General features: G+C 67.3%; 18 protein-coding genes. 7 read left to right on the forward strand and 11 right to left on the reverse strand.

The genetic code is table 11. The features are described from left to right. Positions 1-93: 93 nt before the first annotated feature. The 4 genes from J0A90_RS13690 to J0A90_RS13705 all read right to left on the reverse strand — a co-directional run bounded on the left by J0A90_RS13690 (position 94) and on the right by J0A90_RS13705 (position 5,823). Complete coding sequence (locus J0A90_RS13690; protein ID WP_233076786.1) at positions 94-2,223, reverse strand: TonB-dependent siderophore receptor; 2,130 nt, start codon at positions 2,221-2,223, stop codon at positions 94-96. Positions 2,224-2,363: 140 nt separating this feature from the next. Beyond that, positions 2,364-3,518: an ABC transporter substrate-binding protein gene (locus tag J0A90_RS13695; RefSeq protein WP_207036733.1), complete on the reverse strand. Its 1,155-nt coding sequence runs from the start codon at positions 3,516-3,518 to the stop codon at positions 2,364-2,366. Between the two features lie 217 nt (positions 3,519-3,735). Next, on the reverse strand, positions 3,736-4,305 hold the full coding sequence (locus J0A90_RS13700) for a histidine phosphatase family protein (protein ID WP_207036735.1): 570 nt from the start codon (positions 4,303-4,305) through the stop codon (positions 3,736-3,738). Between the two features lie 75 nt (positions 4,306-4,380). Further along, positions 4,381-5,823, reverse strand: a complete 1,443-nt coding sequence (locus J0A90_RS13705) for an aminotransferase class V-fold PLP-dependent enzyme (protein WP_207036737.1) — start codon at positions 5,821-5,823, stop codon at positions 4,381-4,383. A 286-nt stretch (positions 5,824-6,109) separates the two neighbouring features. Between J0A90_RS13705 and J0A90_RS13710 the strand changes: the two genes are divergently transcribed. Together J0A90_RS13710 and J0A90_RS13715 are read left to right on the forward strand one after the other, a co-directional pair. Continuing rightward, entirely contained in the window at positions 6,110-6,565 is a 456-nt protein-coding gene (locus tag J0A90_RS13710) for an Lrp/AsnC family transcriptional regulator (RefSeq protein ID WP_207036739.1), read from the forward strand. A gap of 42 nt (positions 6,566-6,607) precedes the next feature. Continuing rightward, positions 6,608-7,603, forward strand: coding sequence for a D-2-hydroxyacid dehydrogenase (locus J0A90_RS13715; protein WP_233076787.1), 996 nt, complete (start codon positions 6,608-6,610; stop codon positions 7,601-7,603). 28 nt (positions 7,604-7,631) lie between these two features. Here J0A90_RS13715 and J0A90_RS13720 read toward each other — a convergent pair whose 3' ends face one another. After that, on the reverse strand, positions 7,632-9,026 hold the full coding sequence (locus J0A90_RS13720) for a PLP-dependent aminotransferase family protein (protein ID WP_207036743.1): 1,395 nt from the start codon (positions 9,024-9,026) through the stop codon (positions 7,632-7,634). 132 nt (positions 9,027-9,158) lie between these two features. Between J0A90_RS13720 and J0A90_RS13725 the strand changes: the two genes are divergently transcribed. From J0A90_RS13725 to J0A90_RS13735, 3 genes are read left to right on the forward strand one after another with little or no spacing between them, the layout of a single operon-like run. Next, positions 9,159-9,887, forward strand: a complete 729-nt coding sequence (locus J0A90_RS13725; protein WP_207036745.1) for an alanyl-tRNA editing protein — start codon at positions 9,159-9,161, stop codon at positions 9,885-9,887. Further along, a complete protein-coding gene (locus tag J0A90_RS13730) occupies positions 9,884-10,489 on the forward strand; it encodes a LysE family translocator (RefSeq protein ID WP_233076789.1) in 606 nt (201 codons plus the stop codon). The genes J0A90_RS13725 and J0A90_RS13730 overlap by 4 nt, the downstream gene beginning before the upstream one ends. A gap of 37 nt (positions 10,490-10,526) precedes the next feature. Next, a complete protein-coding gene (locus J0A90_RS13735; RefSeq protein WP_207036749.1) occupies positions 10,527-10,961 on the forward strand; it encodes a YqaA family protein in 435 nt (144 codons plus the stop codon). A 17-nt stretch (positions 10,962-10,978) separates the two neighbouring features. Here the strand turns inward: J0A90_RS13735 and J0A90_RS13740 are convergent, their stop codons facing one another. Then, on the reverse strand, positions 10,979-11,917 hold the full coding sequence (locus J0A90_RS13740; protein WP_207036751.1) for a sensor domain-containing diguanylate cyclase: 939 nt from the start codon (positions 11,915-11,917) through the stop codon (positions 10,979-10,981). Positions 11,918-12,101: 184 nt separating this feature from the next. Further along, positions 12,102-12,722, reverse strand: a complete 621-nt coding sequence (locus J0A90_RS13745) for a DUF924 family protein (protein WP_207036753.1) — start codon at positions 12,720-12,722, stop codon at positions 12,102-12,104. A 219-nt stretch (positions 12,723-12,941) separates the two neighbouring features. On the opposite strand from J0A90_RS13745, the gene J0A90_RS13750 reads away from it, so the two are divergent. Continuing rightward, complete coding sequence (locus tag J0A90_RS13750) at positions 12,942-13,352, forward strand: RcnB family protein (protein WP_207036755.1); 411 nt, start codon at positions 12,942-12,944, stop codon at positions 13,350-13,352. Between the two features lie 105 nt (positions 13,353-13,457). On the opposite strand, the gene J0A90_RS13755 is transcribed toward J0A90_RS13750, so the two are convergent. From J0A90_RS13755 to J0A90_RS13765, 3 genes are all read right to left on the reverse strand, one after another. After that, entirely contained in the window at positions 13,458-13,886 is a 429-nt protein-coding gene (locus J0A90_RS13755) for an organic hydroperoxide resistance protein (RefSeq protein WP_207036757.1), read from the reverse strand. Between the two features lie 206 nt (positions 13,887-14,092). After that, positions 14,093-14,542: a MarR family winged helix-turn-helix transcriptional regulator gene (locus J0A90_RS13760; protein ID WP_207036759.1), complete on the reverse strand. Its 450-nt coding sequence runs from the start codon at positions 14,540-14,542 to the stop codon at positions 14,093-14,095. Positions 14,543-14,578: 36 nt separating this feature from the next. After that, a complete protein-coding gene (locus J0A90_RS13765; protein WP_207036923.1) occupies positions 14,579-15,541 on the reverse strand; it encodes a LysR family transcriptional regulator in 963 nt (320 codons plus the stop codon). A gap of 180 nt (positions 15,542-15,721) precedes the next feature. Here J0A90_RS13765 and J0A90_RS13770 point away from each other — a divergent pair, with 180 nt between their 5' ends. Continuing rightward, a complete protein-coding gene (locus J0A90_RS13770) occupies positions 15,722-16,795 on the forward strand; it encodes an SDR family oxidoreductase (protein ID WP_207036761.1) in 1,074 nt (357 codons plus the stop codon). Positions 16,796-16,946: 151 nt separating this feature from the next. On the opposite strand, the gene J0A90_RS13775 is transcribed toward J0A90_RS13770, so the two are convergent. Continuing rightward, positions 16,947-17,786, reverse strand: coding sequence for an inositol monophosphatase (locus J0A90_RS13775; RefSeq protein ID WP_207036763.1), 840 nt, complete (start codon positions 17,784-17,786; stop codon positions 16,947-16,949). Between the last annotated feature and the right edge of the window lie 64 nt (positions 17,787-17,850).

A 17,850-nucleotide genomic window follows, 5' to 3' on the forward strand; every position in this document is an offset into this window, starting at 1 on the left:
AATGAGCATTTTGACGGGGGCGCCGAGCTCGGGCTGGCGTTCCAGTCGATTTTTAACGACGCTTGGGCTAGCGCAGTACTTTTCATACAGTGCCTAGAACGTCACGCTGGCCTGCAGCGTGACTTCCAGCGGATCGCCCACCACCACCCGCGTATCGCCGCCGCTCGAGGGGTAGTAGGTGGTGTCGAACAGGTTGTGGACGTTGAGCTGGAGATGGGTGGCGTCGCCCAGCCAACGGGTATCCCAGGCGACGAAGGCGTCGGCGACGGTGTAGGCGTCGAGGCGGAAGCTATTGTCGCTGTCGCCTTCGCGGCTGCCCACGTAGCGCAGCCCGCCACCGACCCGCCAGCGGCCATAGTCGGGGGCGAGTGCCAGCTCCTGTGCCAGCAGCAGCGCGGCGGTGTGGCGAGCGACGTTGGGCAGCGCGTTGCCGGCGGTGCCGCCGTCGGCGTCCTCGAGGACCTCGGCATCGGTGTAGGCGTAGTTGGCCAGCAGCGACAGCCGCTCGGTCAGCTGGCCCTGCAGTGACATCTCCACCCCTCTGGCGCGGCTCTTGCCCACCGCCCGCGACACGCCGTTGTCGCTTACGACAACGTTTTCCTTGGTGATCTCAAAGTAGGCCAGTGCCGCCTCCACCCGCTCGTCGAGCAGGCGGCGCTTGAGCCCGACCTCCCAGCCGCGGCCCAACTCGGGATCGAAGCGCTGACCGGTGTCGCTGTCCGGGGTGTTGGGCACGAAGGATTCGCTGTAGCTGACATAGGTCGAGGTCAGCGGGTCGATCTGGTAGAGCAGGCTGGCATGCGGCAGAAAGAGCGTGTCGTCGGTGTCGGTCTCGACCACGAACGGCCGGCCCTGGCCACCATACTGTTCGATCATCTGATAGCGACCGCCGAGCCCCAAGATCCAGCGCTCGCCGAGATGCAGCGAGTCGTCGACATAGGCCGCGGTGCTATCGATCTCGTCCAGGCGGTGGCTGCGTGCGCTGTCGTAGCTGGCGCCGTCCAGAGTCAGATCACCGTGATTCGGAGCATAGATCGAGATCGTATCGGTGGCACCGCGGTAGCGGTCGGCCAGGTAGTCGCGGCGGCGCTCGTGATCGAGTCCGACGGTCATCTCGTGGCGGATGCCCGCCAGCTCGACGTCGCCGAGCAGCTCGGCGGCGGTATAGATCACCCGGCGGTCGAAGCCGTGGTTGGCATCGGCGCGACGCCTCGCGCTGCCGTCCTCGCTGACGCTGAGCACCCGCGGCTGGCCGTCGTCGTACTGGCGCCGGGACCAGCCGTAGGTCAGGCGGCTGGTCCAGGCACGATTCAGATCCTGCTCCCAGCGCGCGCTGAACGATTGATCGTGACCGGTAACCCGCGACCACGGCTCGTCGAACCGGCGCTTGCGCGGTACATCGACAGGGTCGCCGTCGACGAAGGCGGTGCCGCGATCCAGCGTCAGATCGTAATCGCGATAGGTATAGGCTAACCACAGCCGGGTGTCGTCATCCTCCCAGCTCAGCGAGGGTGCCACCACCGTTTGCCGGTGGCTGCCGAAGTCGCGCCAGCTATCCTCGTCCTGCTGGCCGACGATGAACCGGAATGCCGCGCCGCTGTCGCCCAGCGGGCCGGTGACGTCGACGCTGGCATCACCGCCGCCGAACGAGCTGCCCTTGCCGCTGATGGTGCGCTGCCAGGTGTACTGCGGCTTCTTGCTGACGATGTTGATCACCCCGCCGGGCTCCTGAATGCCGTAGCGAAACGAGCTCGGTCCCTTGAGTACCTCGATGCGTTCGGTGGTGAACAGCGGAAAGGTATCGCGCGGCTGGCGGATGCCGTCGCGCAGGATCGAGCCGTCGCTGTTGCTGCCGAAGCCGCGCTTGATGAAGCCGGCTTCGGTACCGCCCATGGTGTTGCCTTGGGTGACCCCGGCGACGAACGCCATGGCGTCGGTCAGCGAATCGGCGCCGATGTCCGCGAGCAGTTGCGGGGTGAGCGCGTCGACGGTGCGTGCCTGGGCGAGAAAATCAGTGCGCCGGCCGGTGACGAGGTCCGAGGCCCCAGGGCGGTAGCCTTCGCTGGCGTCACCCGTGGCACGGGCGCTGACCACCACCGGGTCGAGCGCGACCTCGCCGGTGTCTTCGGCGTGCGCCGGTGTGAGTGGCAACAGCGCCAGCATGGCGGCGAGTGGCTGCCAGCGCGGCAGGGCGCGCCTCGGGGCGAAGGATCGTGCAGTCATGTGTGGTGTTCCCAGGCGGCGCCGAGTGGCGCTCGGTGCCGGTGCGTTGTCGTTGAAGGTCGTCGTGATTTGTTGTTGTCGAGCGTCTTGGCTTGTCGTCTTTGAACGCCGTGGTGCGTCGTTGGCGCGGCGCGGGTTGATCAGTGTCCGGGAAGCGATTCCCCGTAAGTGGCGCGGAAGGTGCCGTCGGCGGCGATCGGCAGGAAGTCGCGGAACAGCGCCTGCTGCGCCCCGTCAGGATCGAGTGCGGCGCACGCCTGGGGATGCAGCCAGCGGGCGATGGCTGTCAGCGCGAGGGCGCTGAACGGGCTCTGGTGATAGCCGTGCCAGAGGGCGTGGAGGCCACCCTGATTGACCGCGGAAAGCGTCGCCCAGCCCGGGCGGCGGTTGACGACATCGGCCAGGTCACGCTGTGTCTGCGCGGGGGCGACGCCGAAACCGGCGCGCACCGAACCTCCCGCCGGCCACTGAGCTGCGGTGGCGATGATCACCGCCGGGTCGCGTGCCAGGATCGCTTCGGGGTTGAGCACGTTCTCGCTGCCCGGGGTCATGCCGGCGGCGATATTGTTGCCACCGGCCCGGGCCACCAGATCCGCCAGGCCGCTATCGAAGTTGCTGCGACAGCACCCCACCTTGAGGCCGGGGGCGATGTCGATCAGTACGCTGGGAGCCTGGTCTCTGGAGGTGTCATGGGCGGCGACATCGACGCAGTCGGCGACCGCCGCCTCCAGCTCGGCCAGCCGCCGGTTCAGCGCCGCCGCCCGGGGCTGGGCGTCGAGTGCACGACCCAGCAGGGTCAGCGAGGGGCGGGTATCCGCCAGCGGATGCTGCTGGAAGTCGATGAACAGTACCGGGATGCCGAGGGCGTCGAGCTGTGCCAGCAGCCGGGTACCGCGGATGGCGCCGTAGCGGGCGCGATTGACCAGGATCAGATCCGGTGCGAGCGTGAGCAGCGCCTCGGCGCTGGGCAGCGGGTCGCCACCCGCCAGTACCGGTAACTGGGCCAGGGCGGGGAAGGCGTGGGTGAAGCGCGCCTGGGCTTCGGGGTCGAAGTCGGCGAGCGAGCCGTGCCAGCCGCTCAGGCGGGCTACCGGATCGGGCAGCAGCGCTGCCAGCGTCAGCAGATGCCGGGGGTCGTCGAGAAAGATGCGCTGCGGCGCGTGATCGAGGGTCACCACGCGCCCGGTGAGATCGGTCACCTGTCGCGGATAGCGGGTCGCGGCGGGCCCATCGGCGCGCGTCCGGGTGTCGGTGTCGTCGTGGTCTGCGGCGTTGGCCACGCTGGCGACAGGCAACAGACCCGCCAGCAGGCAAGCGCAGAGGATCAGGCGATGAAGCGATCGGCGCCAGCGGCGCAGGGAAGAGGCGGAGCGGCCGTGGCAGGCGAGCATCGGCAGTATTTTTCTAGTTGATTAAAGATAATCATTATCATTTTTATTCATGAGCAGGTCAACGCGGCGCACCCTGCTGCGCCACTGCCCGGGGAGAAGCGATGGGCCCCTGCGGGCTGCGCTAGCCCCCGAGTCTGGCGCGATCAGCGGCGGTAAAGTCGCGAATCTCCCAGCGGTCGTCGGCGATAGGTGCGATCCACAGCGGGATGGCGTTGGCCGAGCGCGGGCCGTTGGGGCTGCCGCTGGTGAGCCAGCGCACCGCGCGCACCAGCCCGGAGTGGCCCACCACCAGCGGGGTATCGGCTTCGTCGAGCAGCGCATTGAGGGTGGTGGCTATACGAGTGACGAACGCCTCCCAGGCTTCGCCGTTGGGTGGCGTGTCGGTATAGGGGATCGCGGTGGGGATCTGCTGCCCCTCCAGGTCGCCCCAGTGGCGCTCCATCAGCCCCTCTTCCAGACGGTCGGGCGCGCGCCCCAGCGCCAGCTCGGCGGTGTGGCGGGCGCGCACCAGCGGGCTGGCGACCGCCAGCGACCAGTCGAGGCCGCCAACCAGCGCCTGGGCGCGGCGCGCCTCGGCCTCGCCGCGGGCGGTGAGGGGTACGTCGTGCTGCCCGCCAATACGCCGCTCCTGATTGCGCGTGCTCTGGGCGTGGCGCAGAAAGACGAAGGGGCGGCGGTTCAGATGGGGCATGGCGATGGCTCGAACAGGAAAGCGGGCGCGACTAGCGCGGCGAAGGCGTTCATCTTACCCGCCTCGGCGCGGCTGTCATCCCTCGGCGGTCTCGGCCCGAAAGCGTGCGCTGGCCGGGTCGGCGCGGTAGTGGCGGGCCCAGGTCGGCGCTTCCCGGGCCAGGGTGAGCACGCCATCGAGAAGGCGCGCCACCTGCTCTTCGCTGTGGAGCAGATGCAGGCTCAGTCTGACCCAGCCGGGCTTGTCCAGTTCGTGCCCCTGGTCGAGGCGTTCGACCAGTGCCGCCGAGGCGGAGGCGTCGATCCCCAGCAGGCGGTGGGCGTAGGGCCCGGCGCAGGCGCAGCCGCCGCGGGCCTGGATGCCGTGGAGATCCGAGAGCATGCGGGTGAACAGCTGATGGTGAATCAGGCCGCCGTCGGCGTCGTGTATGCGGAAGGAGAAGATCGGCAGCGCCGCCACGTCCTGGCGCCCCAGCAGTTCCAGCCGCGGCTCGTCGGCCCAGTGGGCGAGGGCGCGTCGGCGCAGCTCGGCATCGCGCTGCGCGATCTCGGGCAGCCCGATCGCGGCCTTGACCATCAGCGCCAGCGCGGCGCGAATGTCACCGATCACGTTGGGCGTGCCGCCCTCCTCGCGCGCCGCCAGGTTGGCGCTGTAGCGGTGCGCCCAGGGTGAGACGAAGCTGACCGTGCCGCCGCCGGGCAGCGAAGGCGTGTGCCGCCGCGCCACGCTGTCGCGCACCACCATGACCCCGGAGGCGCCGGGGCCGCCGACGAACTTGTGCGGTGAGAAGACGATGGCATCCTTGCGGCAGTCCGGCGCGGGCGCCATGTCCATCGCCAGATAGGGGCCGGCACCGGCGTAATCCCATATCGCCAGGGCGCCGTGGCGCTTGAGCCGGCGGGTGATGTCGTCCACATCGCTGATGATGCCGGTGACGTTGGAGGCGGCCGAGAAGGCGCCGACGATCAGGTCACTGCCGGCAGCCGCTACCAGCGCCTGCTCCAGCGCCGCCGGGTCCGGCCCGCCGGCGTCGCCTTCGGGGATCTCGACCACCTCGGCGCCGCTCTCGCGCCAGGCGAGCAGGTTGGAGTGATGCTCGTAGGGGCCGACCAGCACGCGGATGCGCTCGCCGCGGCGCACCCCGGCGGCAATATCGAGCAGTGCCACGATCCGGTTGATACCGGCGGTGGCGCCGCTGCCGCTGAACACCACATGGCAATCCTCGGCGTTGAGCTCCCGCGCGATCAGCGCCCGTGCCTCCTGGCGCAGCCGGGTCATGGTCTGCCCGCAGTGCGACGCCTCGGTGTGCGAGTTGGCATAGAACGGCAGCACCTCTTCACTGACGAAGCGCTCGACCTGGCGCAGCGCGCGCCCGGAGGCGACATAATCGGCGTAGAGCAGGCGGCGCTGACCGAAGGGCGTGGTGATCGGCAGGTCGTCGCCGATCAGGCCCTGGCGCAGGCGCGCCAGCAGGTCGGGGCCGGAGAGAACGTGTGTGAAGTCGGCGAGTGTGGTCATGGGGGCCTCGATACTAGGCTTTGTACGAAAACTATCTGCGCTCGGCAATACGGCGTTAAAAATCGGCTCAAAATGCTCATTTACACCCCGTAAACTGGAGCGCCAGCCCGGTCCGTTTTCGCCGATTTTTGCCTTGTCTTTCCTTCGCTCGCTGACTTTTCGTACAGAACCTAGAGGACGTGCAAGCGCGGTATACGAGGCTATGATATCCCGTCTCGGACGGGTAGATTTCTCGTTATGACCCGGTATCGACCCAAATATTGAGTGATTTGACCCTATGAGTGGCGTGAAATTGGATCATTTCAACCTCGCCATCCTGCGCGAGCTGCAGCAGCACCCCGGCTGCGCCCAGCGCGAGCTGGCCGAGCGCGTCAATCTCTCCCAGAACGCCTGCTGGCGGCGGGTCAAACAGCTCGAAGAGGCCGGCGTGATCGAGGCGCGGCGGCTGGTGCTGAGCCGTCAGGCGCTCGGCTTCGGGCTGGTGGTGTTCTCGATGATCCGCACCCGTAGCCATTCACGCGCCTGGCTGGCAGCCTTCCGCGAGCATGTGCTGGGCATCCCCGAGGTGATCGATTTCTACCGTATCGGCGGCGATTACGACTACATGCTCAAGATCGTGGCGCGTGATATCGGTGCCTTCGACCTGATCTATCAGCGCCTGATCGACGGCTTCGAGATCGACACCGTCACTTCCTATTTCGCCATGGAGGCGCTGGCCGAGAGCCGCCCGCTGCCGGTGTGAGCCCGGCCCCTCCATTGAACTCCCTGCTGCCGAGGAACCGTCATGCCTGCCGCCAAGCCGCTCGAGGTGCATATCTACACCGATCCCGCCTTCCGCCAGTCGCCGGATTTCAGCGCCGAGCGGGTGCGCGACATTCTGGGCGAGTTCGCCGGGCTGGCATCGCGCATTGCGCTGGGCTTCAGCCGTGATGCGGCTACCCTCGACGCCGCCCTGGCCACCGCCGAAGTGCTGGTGGTGGTCGGCAAGCTGGATCTGGTCGATGCCGTAGCGCGGGCGCCCGCGCTGCGCTGGGTGCATATCACCAGCGCCGGCGTCGACCGGGTGCCGCTGGCGGCGCTGCCGGCGGGGCTCTGCGTGACCAACGCCCGCGGCAATCACGAGGCGCGCACCTTCGAGTTCTCGCTGACGGCGCTGTTGATGCTCAACAACGCCGTGCCGACGTTCGTCACCCAGCAGATCGAACGACGCTGGGCGCAGCGCGCGCTCGAACCGATCGAAGGCAAGCGGGTGGTGATCCTGGGCATGGGTGCGCTGGGCAGTTCGGCGGCGCGGGCGGCCCGGCAGCTGGGACTTAAGATCACCGGGGTCAGCCGTAGCGGGCAGGCCCACCCGCTGGCCGATCTCAGCCTGCCTCAGGCGCGTCTGCCCGAGGCGCTCGCCGAGGCCGACTTCCTGCTGATCACCCTGCCGCTGACCGCTCAGACGCGATGCCTGGTGGGTGCCGCCGAGCTGGCGGCGCTGCCATCGCATGCCGGGGTGATCAATATCGGCCGCGGGCCGGTGCTGGACGTCGCCGCCCTGGCCCAGCGCCTGGAGGCGGGCCAACTGGGCGGGGCGGTGCTCGATGTCTTCCCCGAGGAGCCGCTGGCGCCGGCGTCACCCTACTGGCGCACGCCCAATCTGATGGTGATCCCCCATAGCGGCCTTTATGACGCTGACTATGTACCGCGCTGCCTGCGCAGCTTCTTCGCCAACGTCAGCCGCTATCTGGCGGGCGAGGCGCTGGAGAATCGGGTTGATCCGGCGCTGGGCTACTGAGAGCGGCGCGCGCCTGAGGTCAGGCCGATCACAGCGTCTGCCACAGCATCGGCCCCGGGTCGCCGAGGGTCTCGGCAATGGTGTCGAGGGCTCGCTCGAGGGCGTCGCGACTCTCCGCGGCGCTGATGCACAGGCGCAGCGCCTGGGGCGCGCTGACGCTGCCGAGGCAGAAGCTCTCGGCACTGCTGACAGCGATCTGGCGCTCACGCAGCTGCGCTTCGACGTGGCTCGAACGCAGATCTGCGGGTAGCGGCAGCCACAGATAGAAGCCGCCGCGCTGACCTTGTGGGTGGAACGCCGCGAGCTTCTCCTGGGCGCGATCGAAGCGCCACGCCAGCTCTTCGCGCTGCCAGGCGAGCAGCGCATCGGCGTCGCCGCTGGCGATCCAGTGCGCGACCACGCCATTCATCAGCGGCGGCGGCATCCAGCACTGCGCGCGCAGCGCCGCCGTCAGCCGCCCGTGCAGCGCCTGCGGGGCGCGTATTGCCCCTACTCTGAGCCCGCCGCCGAGCAGTTTCGAGACCGAGAACAGCGTCAGTGTATGCGCCGGGGCGAGCTGGTAGAGCGGCGTCTCCGTGGCACCCAGTTGCGGGTAGATATCGTCCTCGATCAGCCAGAACCCGCGTGCCTCGGCCAGCGCGGCCAGGGCACGGCGGCGTGGCTCGCTCAGGCGCACCGTCGTCGGGTTGTGGCAATCCGGCATCACATAGAGCGCAGCGAATGGCTGCTGGTCGTGGGCGCGGGCCACCGCATCGACGTCGATGCCGTGCGCATCGTGGGGTATCGCCACGCCCTTGAGCGACAGTTGCTGCAGCGCGCTGATCAGGCCCGGATAGGTGAGACGCTCGGCGGCGACCCGTTCCCCTGGCAGCAGCAGGGCGCTGAGGCAGAGATGGATACCGTGCATGCCGCCCTGGTCGAGCAGCAGCTCGGCCGGGTCGAGCGTGCGGCCCATCTTGCCCAGCCAGGCCGCCAGGGTGGCAATCTGCCATGCCTGCCCGGGTTCCGGCTGGTAGTCGATCATCGCGCTGAGCTGCTCCGGGTCCTGCTGGATCGCCTGCATCGCGCGGGCCAGATGCAGGCTGCGCTGCGCGGTCGGTGGCGGCGTGGCGTGGCTGAGATCGATAGACCTGCTGTCGCGCGGCCGCGTGAACAGATGGTCGAAGGCGCCGATACCGGCCTCGGCGCCACGCACATAGGTGCCGCTGCCGACCCGTGCGCTGACCACCCCGCGCTGCTCGGCTACGGCGTAGGCGCGGGTGACCGTCCCCACGGTCACGCCCAGAGCGTCGGCGAGGCGGCGCTGCGGGGGCAGTTTGTCGCCGGCGGCCAGCTCGCCGCTGGCCACCGCGGCGGCGATGGCGTCGGCGAGCTGACGATAGCGCGGGCCGCTGCCAGAAAGTGTCGGTGTCCAGATTGTCATGGTGACAAAAATCGGGTTGACCCGTTTCCTGGTGAGCTTATGCTCGAATTGTTCGCAAGGTGACGCGAAAAGTCAATAAATTGAACCCGTACAATTTGGCCCGGCAAGGCGCCGGTTCGAGAGGAGGTCAGCATGTCCACCCAGCTGCGGTTTCGCGATCTACCCATGGCGCGTGAGAGTCTGGCCAGCGTGACTGCGGTGGATACCGATGGCGCGGTGGCGACCGACGCCACGCTCTTCTATCCCCAGGGGGGCGGCCAGCCCGGCGATAGCGGGGTGTTCATCACCGCCGATGGCCGCTGCCTGACGGTGCACGACACGCGCAAGGGTGAAGGCGGCGCCGTGTGGCATTACCTCGACCCCGGGCACGATCTTACCGTCGGCCAGAGCGTGACCCAGCAGATCGACTGGCCGCGGCGCTGGGCGCACATGCGCATGCACACCGCCCTGCACCTGCTCTCGGTGCTGGTGCCCTATGGGGTCACCGGCGGCAGCATCGGCGCCGAACGCGGTCGCCTCGACTTCGATCTGGGCGAGGTCAGCCTCGACAAGGCGGCGCTGACCGCGGGCCTCGAGGCGCTTATCGCAGCCGACCACCCGGTCTCCAGCGAGTGGATCAGCGAGGCCGAACTCGACGCGCGCCCCGAGCTGGTCAAGACGATGTCGGTGGCGCCGCCGCGGGGCGCCGGCATGATCCGCATGGTGCGCATCGGCGATATCGACTATCAGCCCTGCGGTGGCACCCATGTGACTTCCACCGCCCAGATCGGTGCGCTGCACGTGGCCAGCATCAAGAACCGCGGCGCCCGCAACCGCCGTATCACCCTGGCCTGGAATCAGACCGCGGAGGGGCAAGCATGATGTCGCTCGGCTGGTGGCTCTCGGTGGCGCTGTTTTCGGTCTCGATGACCGGCACGCCCGGGCCCAACAACGTCATGCTCACCGCGTCCGGCGCGCTCTACGGTTACCGTCGCACGCTGCCGCACATCTTCGGGATCATGGCCGGCTGCTTCGTGCTGTTCATGGCCGTGGCGCTGGGACTCGGGGTACTGTTCGAACGCTTCCCGGCGCTGCAGCAGGCGTTGCGTCTGGTCGGTGCGGTCTATCTACTCTACCTGGCGTGGAAGATCGCGACCGCGCCTCCGCCCAACCTAGCCGCGACCGACGAGGGCGCGCGTCCGCTGACCGCCTGGCAGGCGGCGGTGTTCCAGTTCGTCAATCCCAAGGCGTGGGTCATGGGCATCGCACTGATGGCGGGCTTCATGCCCACCGAGGGCTCGCTGGTCGCCAATGCGGCAATGCTGTCGCTGTTCATGGAGCTGGTCGCCTTTCCCTGTATTTCGCTGTGGGCGGGTTTCGGCATGGCGATCGGGCGGCTGCTGAAGACGCCGCGGGCGTGGCGTATCTTCAACGGCGCGATGGGCCTGGCAACCGCTGCCTGTGTCGGGTTCATTCTGAGCTGAGATTCCGGAATATCAGTCGCCCGGCCCGGAGAGAGGCGTGAGCTATCTGACCCTGTTCGTCACCGCGCTGGTCTCCGCCACCCTGCTGCCGGCGTCGTCGGAGGTGCTGCTGGGGGCGCTGGCGACCCAAGGGCATGCGCTGTTCTGGCTGTGGTTCTGGGCCACCGCGGGTAACACTCTCGGGTCGGTGATCAACGGTGTGCTCGGCCGCCAGGTGGATCGCTTCCAGCAGCGGCGCTGGTTTCCGCTCAGCCAGGCGCAGCTGGCTCGCGCCCGGGTGCGTTTCAACCGCTACGGTCAGTGGTCGCTGCTGTTTGGCTGGCTGCCCATCGGCGGGGATGCGCTGACGCTGATCGGCGGCGTCATGCGGGTGCCGTGGTTCAACTTCGTGGTGCTGGTGGCGATCGGCAAGGGTCTGCGCTATGCGATCGTGCTATGGCTGGTGCTGGGTGTCGCCAGTGGGGGAGGCTGACGCCCGAAAGCCGTGACTCATTTGGCCTGGGAAAGCCGGTTGCGCCCGCGGTGCTTGGCGCGATAGAGCGCGCGGTCGGCGCGTTCGAGCAGGGCATCCTGGCTCTCGTCGCGGTAGGCGGCGACGCCTGCCGACAGCGTCACCTCGAGGGAATGGCTGGTCAGCGGGGTCGACGCCAATGCCTGGCGGATGCGCTCCACCGCCTGGGTCGCCTGATTCAGGGTGACTCCGGGCAGCACCAGCAGCAGTTCGTCACCCCCGAGCCTGATCGCGGCGTCGCTCTCGCGCAGCGATTGGCGTATGAGGTCGGCGATACCGACGAGTATCTCGTCACCGATGGCGTGGCCATGGGTGTCGTTGATCTGCTTGAACCCGTCCAGATCGATCACCGCGATGCACAGCGGATGGCCATAGCGCTGATGCTCGTGAATCTCCGCTTCGAGCCGATCGAGGCCGGCACGCCGGCTCTGCAGGCCAGTCAGCTCGTCGTACATGGCGATCTGGGTCAGGCGCTGGTTGGCCTCGCGCAGGGAGCGCTCGAGCGCCTTGTGCTCGCTGATATCGACCACGAAGGTCGCCTTGTAGACGTTGCCCTGATCATCCTCCACCCGGACCGCTTCGGCCAGAATCGAGATTTGTCTGCCCTGCCGGTTGACCACTTCCCACTCGGCGCGTGATCCGGGGGTGCCGATCAGCGGGTCGCTGTCCTCGCCCGTCTCGATGAAGGCGCGGTGCATGCGGCGCATCATGTCGCGGTGCTCGGGGGCCAGTACCAGCGTGAACTCCTCACCCAGCAGCTCCTCCTCGGTATAGCCGTAGAGTTTGCAGTAGGCGGCGTTGACCATCTGGAAGCGACCCTCGGCATCGGTGATGCAGATCGCCAGCGGGGTCGAGCGGATCAGGGTCATCAGCGCCGCGTCGGAGAAGTGCGGGGGTGAGGTCGAGCGCGGTGGCATGTCAATGTCCTGATCAGCGTGTAGTGGGATAGCGACCCGCGAAGCATCTTGTGGGCGGGTCGCCGAGTTGGTTGGTCGTCGAGTCAATGGGGTGCCGAGTGAATGGGGCGCCGAAAGAGTGAGTCGAGCCATGGCCCTAGACGGCGCGCCAGTGTAGCGGCGGGCGTTCGCCGGCGACAGCGGCTCAGAAAGTGGACCCTGGCTGGCGCAGGAAGGCGATCTCCTCCGGCGTCGAGACGCGTCCGAGCATGGCGTTGCGATGGGGATAGCGGCCGAAGCGCTGGAGGATCTCGCGGTGACGGTGCTCGTAGTCGAGCTGTGTCTCCATGCCGGGAACGTCGAACAGCGTGACCGCACGCGCATGGATCGCCAGCGATTCGCTGTGCATGAACGGCATATAGGCGAAGATGCGCTGCGTCAGAGGCAGCTTGGCATCCTCACCGCGGGCGATCAGCTCCTGAGCCAGCGCCAGGGCCAGCGGGTCCTGGGCAAAGGCGGCCGCCGTGTCGCGATGGACGTTGCGCGAGAACTGATCGAGCACCACGATCTCGGCCAGGCGCCCGGCGGGGGTATCACGCCAGTGCCATAGCTCGCAGCGCGCGGCGGCTGCCAGCGTGGCGCCGAAGCGATCCGCGATCTCGCCGTCGAGTGCAGCATCCTTGGCAAACCACTGCTTGGGTGTGAGCGTCTCGAACCAGAAGTCGCACACGGCCTGGGGCGTGGCGATGTCGTGGGCAGTCTTGCTCTTGCTATCGGCGGTATCGGTATCCGCTGTCTCGGCGCTATCGCGGGGTGTGTCCGGCATGGCGAGTCTCTTGGCGAATGAGTTTCCTCAGCATAGTTAACCAGTGCCCGAATTGGCTATAGGGCCGGGCGGCATAGGCGCGTCACCGCGATACCCGGCGACGAGCTCCATTGTTCGTGAACACTGTTTCCTTATTCTGCCGGCAAACTCGATTCATCTCCCGGCGACTGGCGCCTCGGCGCCACAGACTGTTCACCCCCGGCGAGAGAGGAGACCCACATGGGCAACAACCGCAATACGGCGTATTGCCTCCCACCTTACAGCCGTCTCGGGCGCCGTCTCACGGCCCTGACCCTGATGGCCACCCTGGGGTTGAGTGGCGCTGCCCAGGCGCATCCGGGGGGTGGCCCTGGCCATGGTTCTGGCGGGCCTCCGGGCCACGCGCGCCAGCATGACCACCACCATCACGAACGCGGCCATGACCGCTACCATGAGCCATCACGGGCGTGGCATCCCGGCGGGCGGATCGCCGCGCGCTACTACCGCGATGACCGCTACTGGGTGCGCGACTGGCACGCGCGGCATCTGCGGGAGCCACCCCGCGGGCATCGCTGGCTGAATATCGATGGCGATTACGTGCTTGCCGCGGTTGCCACCGGTGTGATCACGGCGATCATTCTCAATCGCTGAGCCGATTGCCTGGCCTGGCGCTGCGCCAACAGCAAGACGCCCCGGCCCCTGTGTAAGGGGCCGGGGCGTCCGGGTGGAACGAGCGTCGGCACTGCCGACGCCGGTTCAGACCTCGACGTTTAGGGTGACGTCGATATTGCCGCGGGTGGCGTTGGAGTAGGGGCAGACCTGATGCGCTTTCTCGACCAGCGCTTCGGCCTGTTCACGATCCATGCCCGGCAGTTTCACCGTCAGGGTGGCTTCGATGCTGAAACCGTTACCCTTGGGGCCGATGCCGACTTCACCCTGGATCTGGGTCTCTTCCGGCAGCTTGGCCTTCTCTTGTGATGCCACCAGCTTGAGCGCGCCGATGAAGCAGGCGGAGTAGCCCGCCGCGAACAGCTGCTCGGGGTTGGTACCGTCGCCGCCGGCGCCGCCCAGCTCTTTGGGTGTGGAGAGCTTGACGTCGAGTGCTTTGTCGTCGGAAGCGGCGCGGCCGTCGCGGCCGCCGGTAGCTGTGGCCTGGGCGCGGTAAAGAACTTTATCGAGTGACATGAGACTGCTCCTTCGAGTTCAGGGTCGTGCACCATTGAATCGTGCGCGACCTGGTTGGGTGAAAGCGTTTTGCCATCTATTTCACTACGGTCTATTTCACAGCGGTCTATCTATTTCACAACGCGCTATCGATCGCTCCGACGCCTATCGATCGCCCTGACGCATGGTGCGATCACGCCGCAGGGCCATGCTATCCGACCGCTGCGTCACTGGCCGTCGAGTCGCTGACGCAGCCCATGCAGGGCGTCGCGCAGTTCGGCGGCCTCTTCGGGGGTGCACTGGCCCGCGCGGCCGGCGGCATGGGGGACTGCCTTGGCGCGTTCACGCAGCGCACGGCCCTTGGCGGTCAAGGCGATCTCCACCTGGCGTTCATCCTGGCGCGAGCGCTGACGCGTGATCAGGCCGGCCGCTGCCAGGCGCTTCAGCAGGGGCGTCAGCGTCGCCGAATCCAGGTACAAGTGCTCGCCGATCTCCGACACCGTCTGACGATCCCGCTGCCATAGCACCAGCATGGTCAGATACTGGGGATAGGTCAGATCGAGCTCGCGCAGCAGGCCGCGGTAGAGCTTGTTCATCGCTAGCTGGGTCGAATAGAGCGCGAAGCAGAGCTGCGATTCGAGCGCCAGGGCGTTGTCGGTGTCATCCGGTGTCGTCATGCGGTCAAGATAGATCGCGCGCGATTCAATCGCTAATTATCTTTGTCTATGGTCGCTCGAAAGACCGCCTATACGCTCACGCCAGCGATCCCAGGCCGGGCGTGGCGCCAGCGATTCACGTAGATAGTCGAGAAAGGCGCGCACCTTACGCGTGCGCAGGCGGCGCTCCGTGGTCAACACGTGAATGTCGCGGCGACCCGGCATCACTTCGCCGCGCCACGCCTCCAGCAGCGGCACCAGCTCGCCTTGTGCGAGCGCATCGCCGATCAGCCAGGTGGGAAACAGCACCAGCCCCTGGCCCAGCAGCGCGGCGCGCAGCAGGCTCTCGGCATCGTTGCTGTAGAGGTTGCCGCTGACCTCGAACGGGGTCGAGCTGCTCTGCTCCGGCGTCTGGAAATACCAGCGCTGGCGGCCCATCTCGCCCTGGTAGAGCAGGCAGTTGTGCTCGCTCAGCGCCTCGGGTGTCTGCGGGGCCCCGTGCGCTTCGAGATAGCTTGGGGCTGCAGCCACCATATAGTTCATCGGTGCCAGGCGGCGCGCCACCAGCGAGGAGTCGGCCAGGTCGCCGACACGAAAGGTGATGTCCTGGCCTTCTCTTACCGGGTCGATGACCTGGTCACTCAACTGCAGCTCGGCGGTGATGCCGCGGTGGCGGCGCTGGAAGGCATGCAGCAGCGGCACGATCTGGCGCTGGCCGAAGGCGACAGGCGCGTTGATGCGCAACACGCCGCTGGGCTCGGCGTCGGGGTAGGCCAGCGCCTCGGTGGCGAGATCGAGCCGTTCCAGAATCGCGCGGATCTCTTCGTAGTAGCGCCAGCCCGCGTCGGTGAGCGCGACGGCGCGGGTATGCCGGTAGAGCAGCGGCTGGCCGAGCGCCTCTTCCAGAGCGCGAATCTGGCGCGAGACCGAGGAGACCGCACGGTGAAAATGCCGGGCGGCGGCGGTGAAGCTGCCGGTCGCGGCGACGCGCTCGAAGACGCGCAGGGCGTTGAGGTCCAGCGTGTCGAGCGCCTTCCGCGTTGTCGGTCTGTCCGCCATCGAGTTGCGCCCCATGCAATAAAGATTTGCGAGGCTTTCGATTGTAGCAACGATCAGCCGCTACCAGACTGCGCTCATCGATCCGGCGCGCTGCCGGGTCTTCCGGATTCGATTCCCTGACTGGAAAGGAGGTCATCGACCATGCGTAAGGGGACTGCACTCGTCGTCGGCGCCACCGGCATCACCGGCGGCAATCTGGCCAGCCATCTCGTCGCCAGCGGCTGGACCGTCTACGGCCTGTCACGCCGCGCCACCGAGCAGAGCGGGGTGATTCCCGTCGCCGCCGACCTGCTGGACCCAACCGCCACCGAGCAAGCGCTGGCTGGCCTGCCGATCACCCACGTCTTCTACTGCACCTGGATTCGCCGTGACAACGAGCGTGCCAATGTCGAGGCCAACAGCCAGATGATGCGCAATCTGTTCGCCGCGCTCGAAGCGGCCCCGCTCGCGCATGCCTCGCTGGTCACCGGCACCAAGCAGTATCTGGGCTCGTTCGAGGCCTATGGCAGTGGGCGGATCGAGACGCCGTTCCGCGAGTCCGAGCCGCGCGTGCCCGGCGACAACTTCTACTATGCGCTGGAAGACGTGCTGTTCGAGACCGCCGAGCGCCGGGGCTTGGCCTGGAACGTGCATCGCCCGCACACCGTGATCGGCTATGCCCGCGGCAACGCCATGAACATGGGCACGACGCTGGCGGTCTACGCCTCGATCTGCCGCGAGACCGGACGGCCGTTCGTCTTCCCCGGCTCGCAGACCCAGTGGAACGCGCTCACCGACATGACCGATTCGCTGGTGCTGGCGCGCCAGATGGAGTGGGCGGCGACCACCCCGGGTGCAGCCAATCAGGCGTTCAACACCGTCAACGGAGACGTCTTCCGCTGGCGTCGGATGTGGCGCGAAATCGGTGAGTATTTTGGTCTGGAAAGTCAGGGCCCCGAAGCCTCGGACGACCCGGAGACGATGCAGCCGCTCGACGAACAGATGGCCGATGCCGAATCGATCTGGCGCGAGATCGCCGCCAAGCACGATCTGGTCGAGCCGGATGTCACCAAGCTCGCCTCCTGGTGGCACACCGATGCCGATCTCGGCCGCGACCAGGAGTGCGTCAACGACACCACCAAGTCGCGGGACTTCGGCTTCGATCACTTCCGCGAGACGCGAGCGGCGTTTTTCGATCTGTTCGATCGTCTGCGGGCGGAGAAGATCATTCCTTGATCGATCCATCTGATCGGTTCGTCCCGATCGGCGACAGAAGAGAAAACCGGCGCCCTCTCGGCGCCGGTTTTCGTCGTCTTGGATGGCGTCGTCATGGATTGCCAATGATGGCCGGTGCGCTGCGTAAGAACTCGACGCGCGCAGGCACTCTTTAGCCCAGAAAGCTGAACTTCTCGCGCAGCTGCTCCCAATGCGCTCTCGAGCTGGCCGCCAGTACCGTGCCCTTGTGGATCGTCGGCTGGTAGGGCGTGCCGTCGAGCAGCGCCGAATAGCCCCCGGCTTCGGCGTGGATCATCAGCCCTGCGGCGTGATCCCACGGCATCAGCTTGCCGGTGAGCATGAAGTCGACGAAACCGAACGCCATGGTGCGGTACTCATGGCAGGCGCAGCCGAACGCCATCATGCGCTGGAAGTCGGGAAAGGTCGCGGCGAGCTGGTACTGCTGCGGCTTGGGGAAGAGCCGGATCGAGGTCGAGCCGACCATCTCGCCGAAGTTCGCGGTATCCGAGACCTGCAGCCGGCGCTGGGTGCCATCCGGGCGGCCGAACCAGGCGCCCTCGCCGTGGCGCGCGACGATCCAGTCGTCCGCCATGGGGTCGTAGAGCAGCCCGAAGATCGTCTCGCCGAAGCTGGTGGCGGCCAGGATCACGCCGAACTGGTTGAGCCCGCGGGCGAAGTTCCAGGTGCCGTCGACCGGGTCGATGATCAGGGCCAGCTCGGCGCCGGCGATATCACCCAGGCTGGCGCTGCCATCGGCCACCGCCTCCTCGCCGATCACCGTCGCCTCCGGCAGCAGTTCGCGAATCGCCGCCGTCATCATCCGCTCGGCGCCCTGATCGGCATCGGTGACCAGGTCGTCCGGTGCGGTCTTGGCGCGGATCGCTTCTTCCGACAGGTTGCGAAAGCGCGGCAGAATCTCGCGCTTGGCGGCGTCGCGCACGATATCGATCAGACGCTGCTGTTGCTCGAGGCTGATGGCTCTGGCTGGCATGCGAATCTCCTGGGCGATGGGGGGGATCCCTACAATGGGGGAATCCCTAGGGTATCCGATTCCA

The sequence above is a fragment of the Salinicola sp. DM10 genome (assembly GCF_017306975.2).
Classification (GTDB): Bacteria; Pseudomonadota; Gammaproteobacteria; order Pseudomonadales; family Halomonadaceae; genus Salinicola.

Bases quoted from the DNA above. Each gene is read 5' to 3' on its own strand.
- J0A90_RS13690 (WP_233076786.1), bottom strand. From the start codon at position 2,223: ATGACTGCACGATCCTTCGCCCCGAGGCGCGCCCTGCCGCGCTGGCAG.
- J0A90_RS13700 (WP_207036735.1), bottom strand. From the start codon at position 4,305: ATGCCCCATCTGAACCGCCGCCCCTTCGTCTTTCTGCGCCACGCCCAG.
- J0A90_RS13705 (WP_207036737.1), bottom strand. From the start codon at position 5,823: ATGACCACACTCGCCGACTTCACACACGTTCTCTCCGGCCCCGACCTG.
- J0A90_RS13715 (WP_233076787.1), top strand. From the start codon at position 6,608: ATGCCTGCCGCCAAGCCGCTCGAGGTGCATATCTACACCGATCCCGCC.
- J0A90_RS13720 (WP_207036743.1), bottom strand. From the start codon at position 9,026: ATGACAATCTGGACACCGACACTTTCTGGCAGCGGCCCGCGCTATCGT.
- J0A90_RS13725 (WP_207036745.1), top strand. From the start codon at position 9,159: ATGTCCACCCAGCTGCGGTTTCGCGATCTACCCATGGCGCGTGAGAGT.
- J0A90_RS13730 (WP_233076789.1), top strand. From the start codon at position 9,884: ATGATGTCGCTCGGCTGGTGGCTCTCGGTGGCGCTGTTTTCGGTCTCG.
- J0A90_RS13740 (WP_207036751.1), bottom strand. From the start codon at position 11,917: ATGCCACCGCGCTCGACCTCACCCCCGCACTTCTCCGACGCGGCGCTG.
- J0A90_RS13745 (WP_207036753.1), bottom strand. From the start codon at position 12,722: ATGCCGGACACACCCCGCGATAGCGCCGAGACAGCGGATACCGATACC.
- J0A90_RS13750 (WP_207036755.1), top strand. From the start codon at position 12,942: ATGGGCAACAACCGCAATACGGCGTATTGCCTCCCACCTTACAGCCGT.
- J0A90_RS13755 (WP_207036757.1), bottom strand. From the start codon at position 13,886: ATGTCACTCGATAAAGTTCTTTACCGCGCCCAGGCCACAGCTACCGGC.
- J0A90_RS13760 (WP_207036759.1), bottom strand. From the start codon at position 14,542: ATGACGACACCGGATGACACCGACAACGCCCTGGCGCTCGAATCGCAG.
- J0A90_RS13770 (WP_207036761.1), top strand. From the start codon at position 15,722: ATGCGTAAGGGGACTGCACTCGTCGTCGGCGCCACCGGCATCACCGGC.
- J0A90_RS13775 (WP_207036763.1), bottom strand. From the start codon at position 17,786: ATGCCAGCCAGAGCCATCAGCCTCGAGCAACAGCAGCGTCTGATCGAT.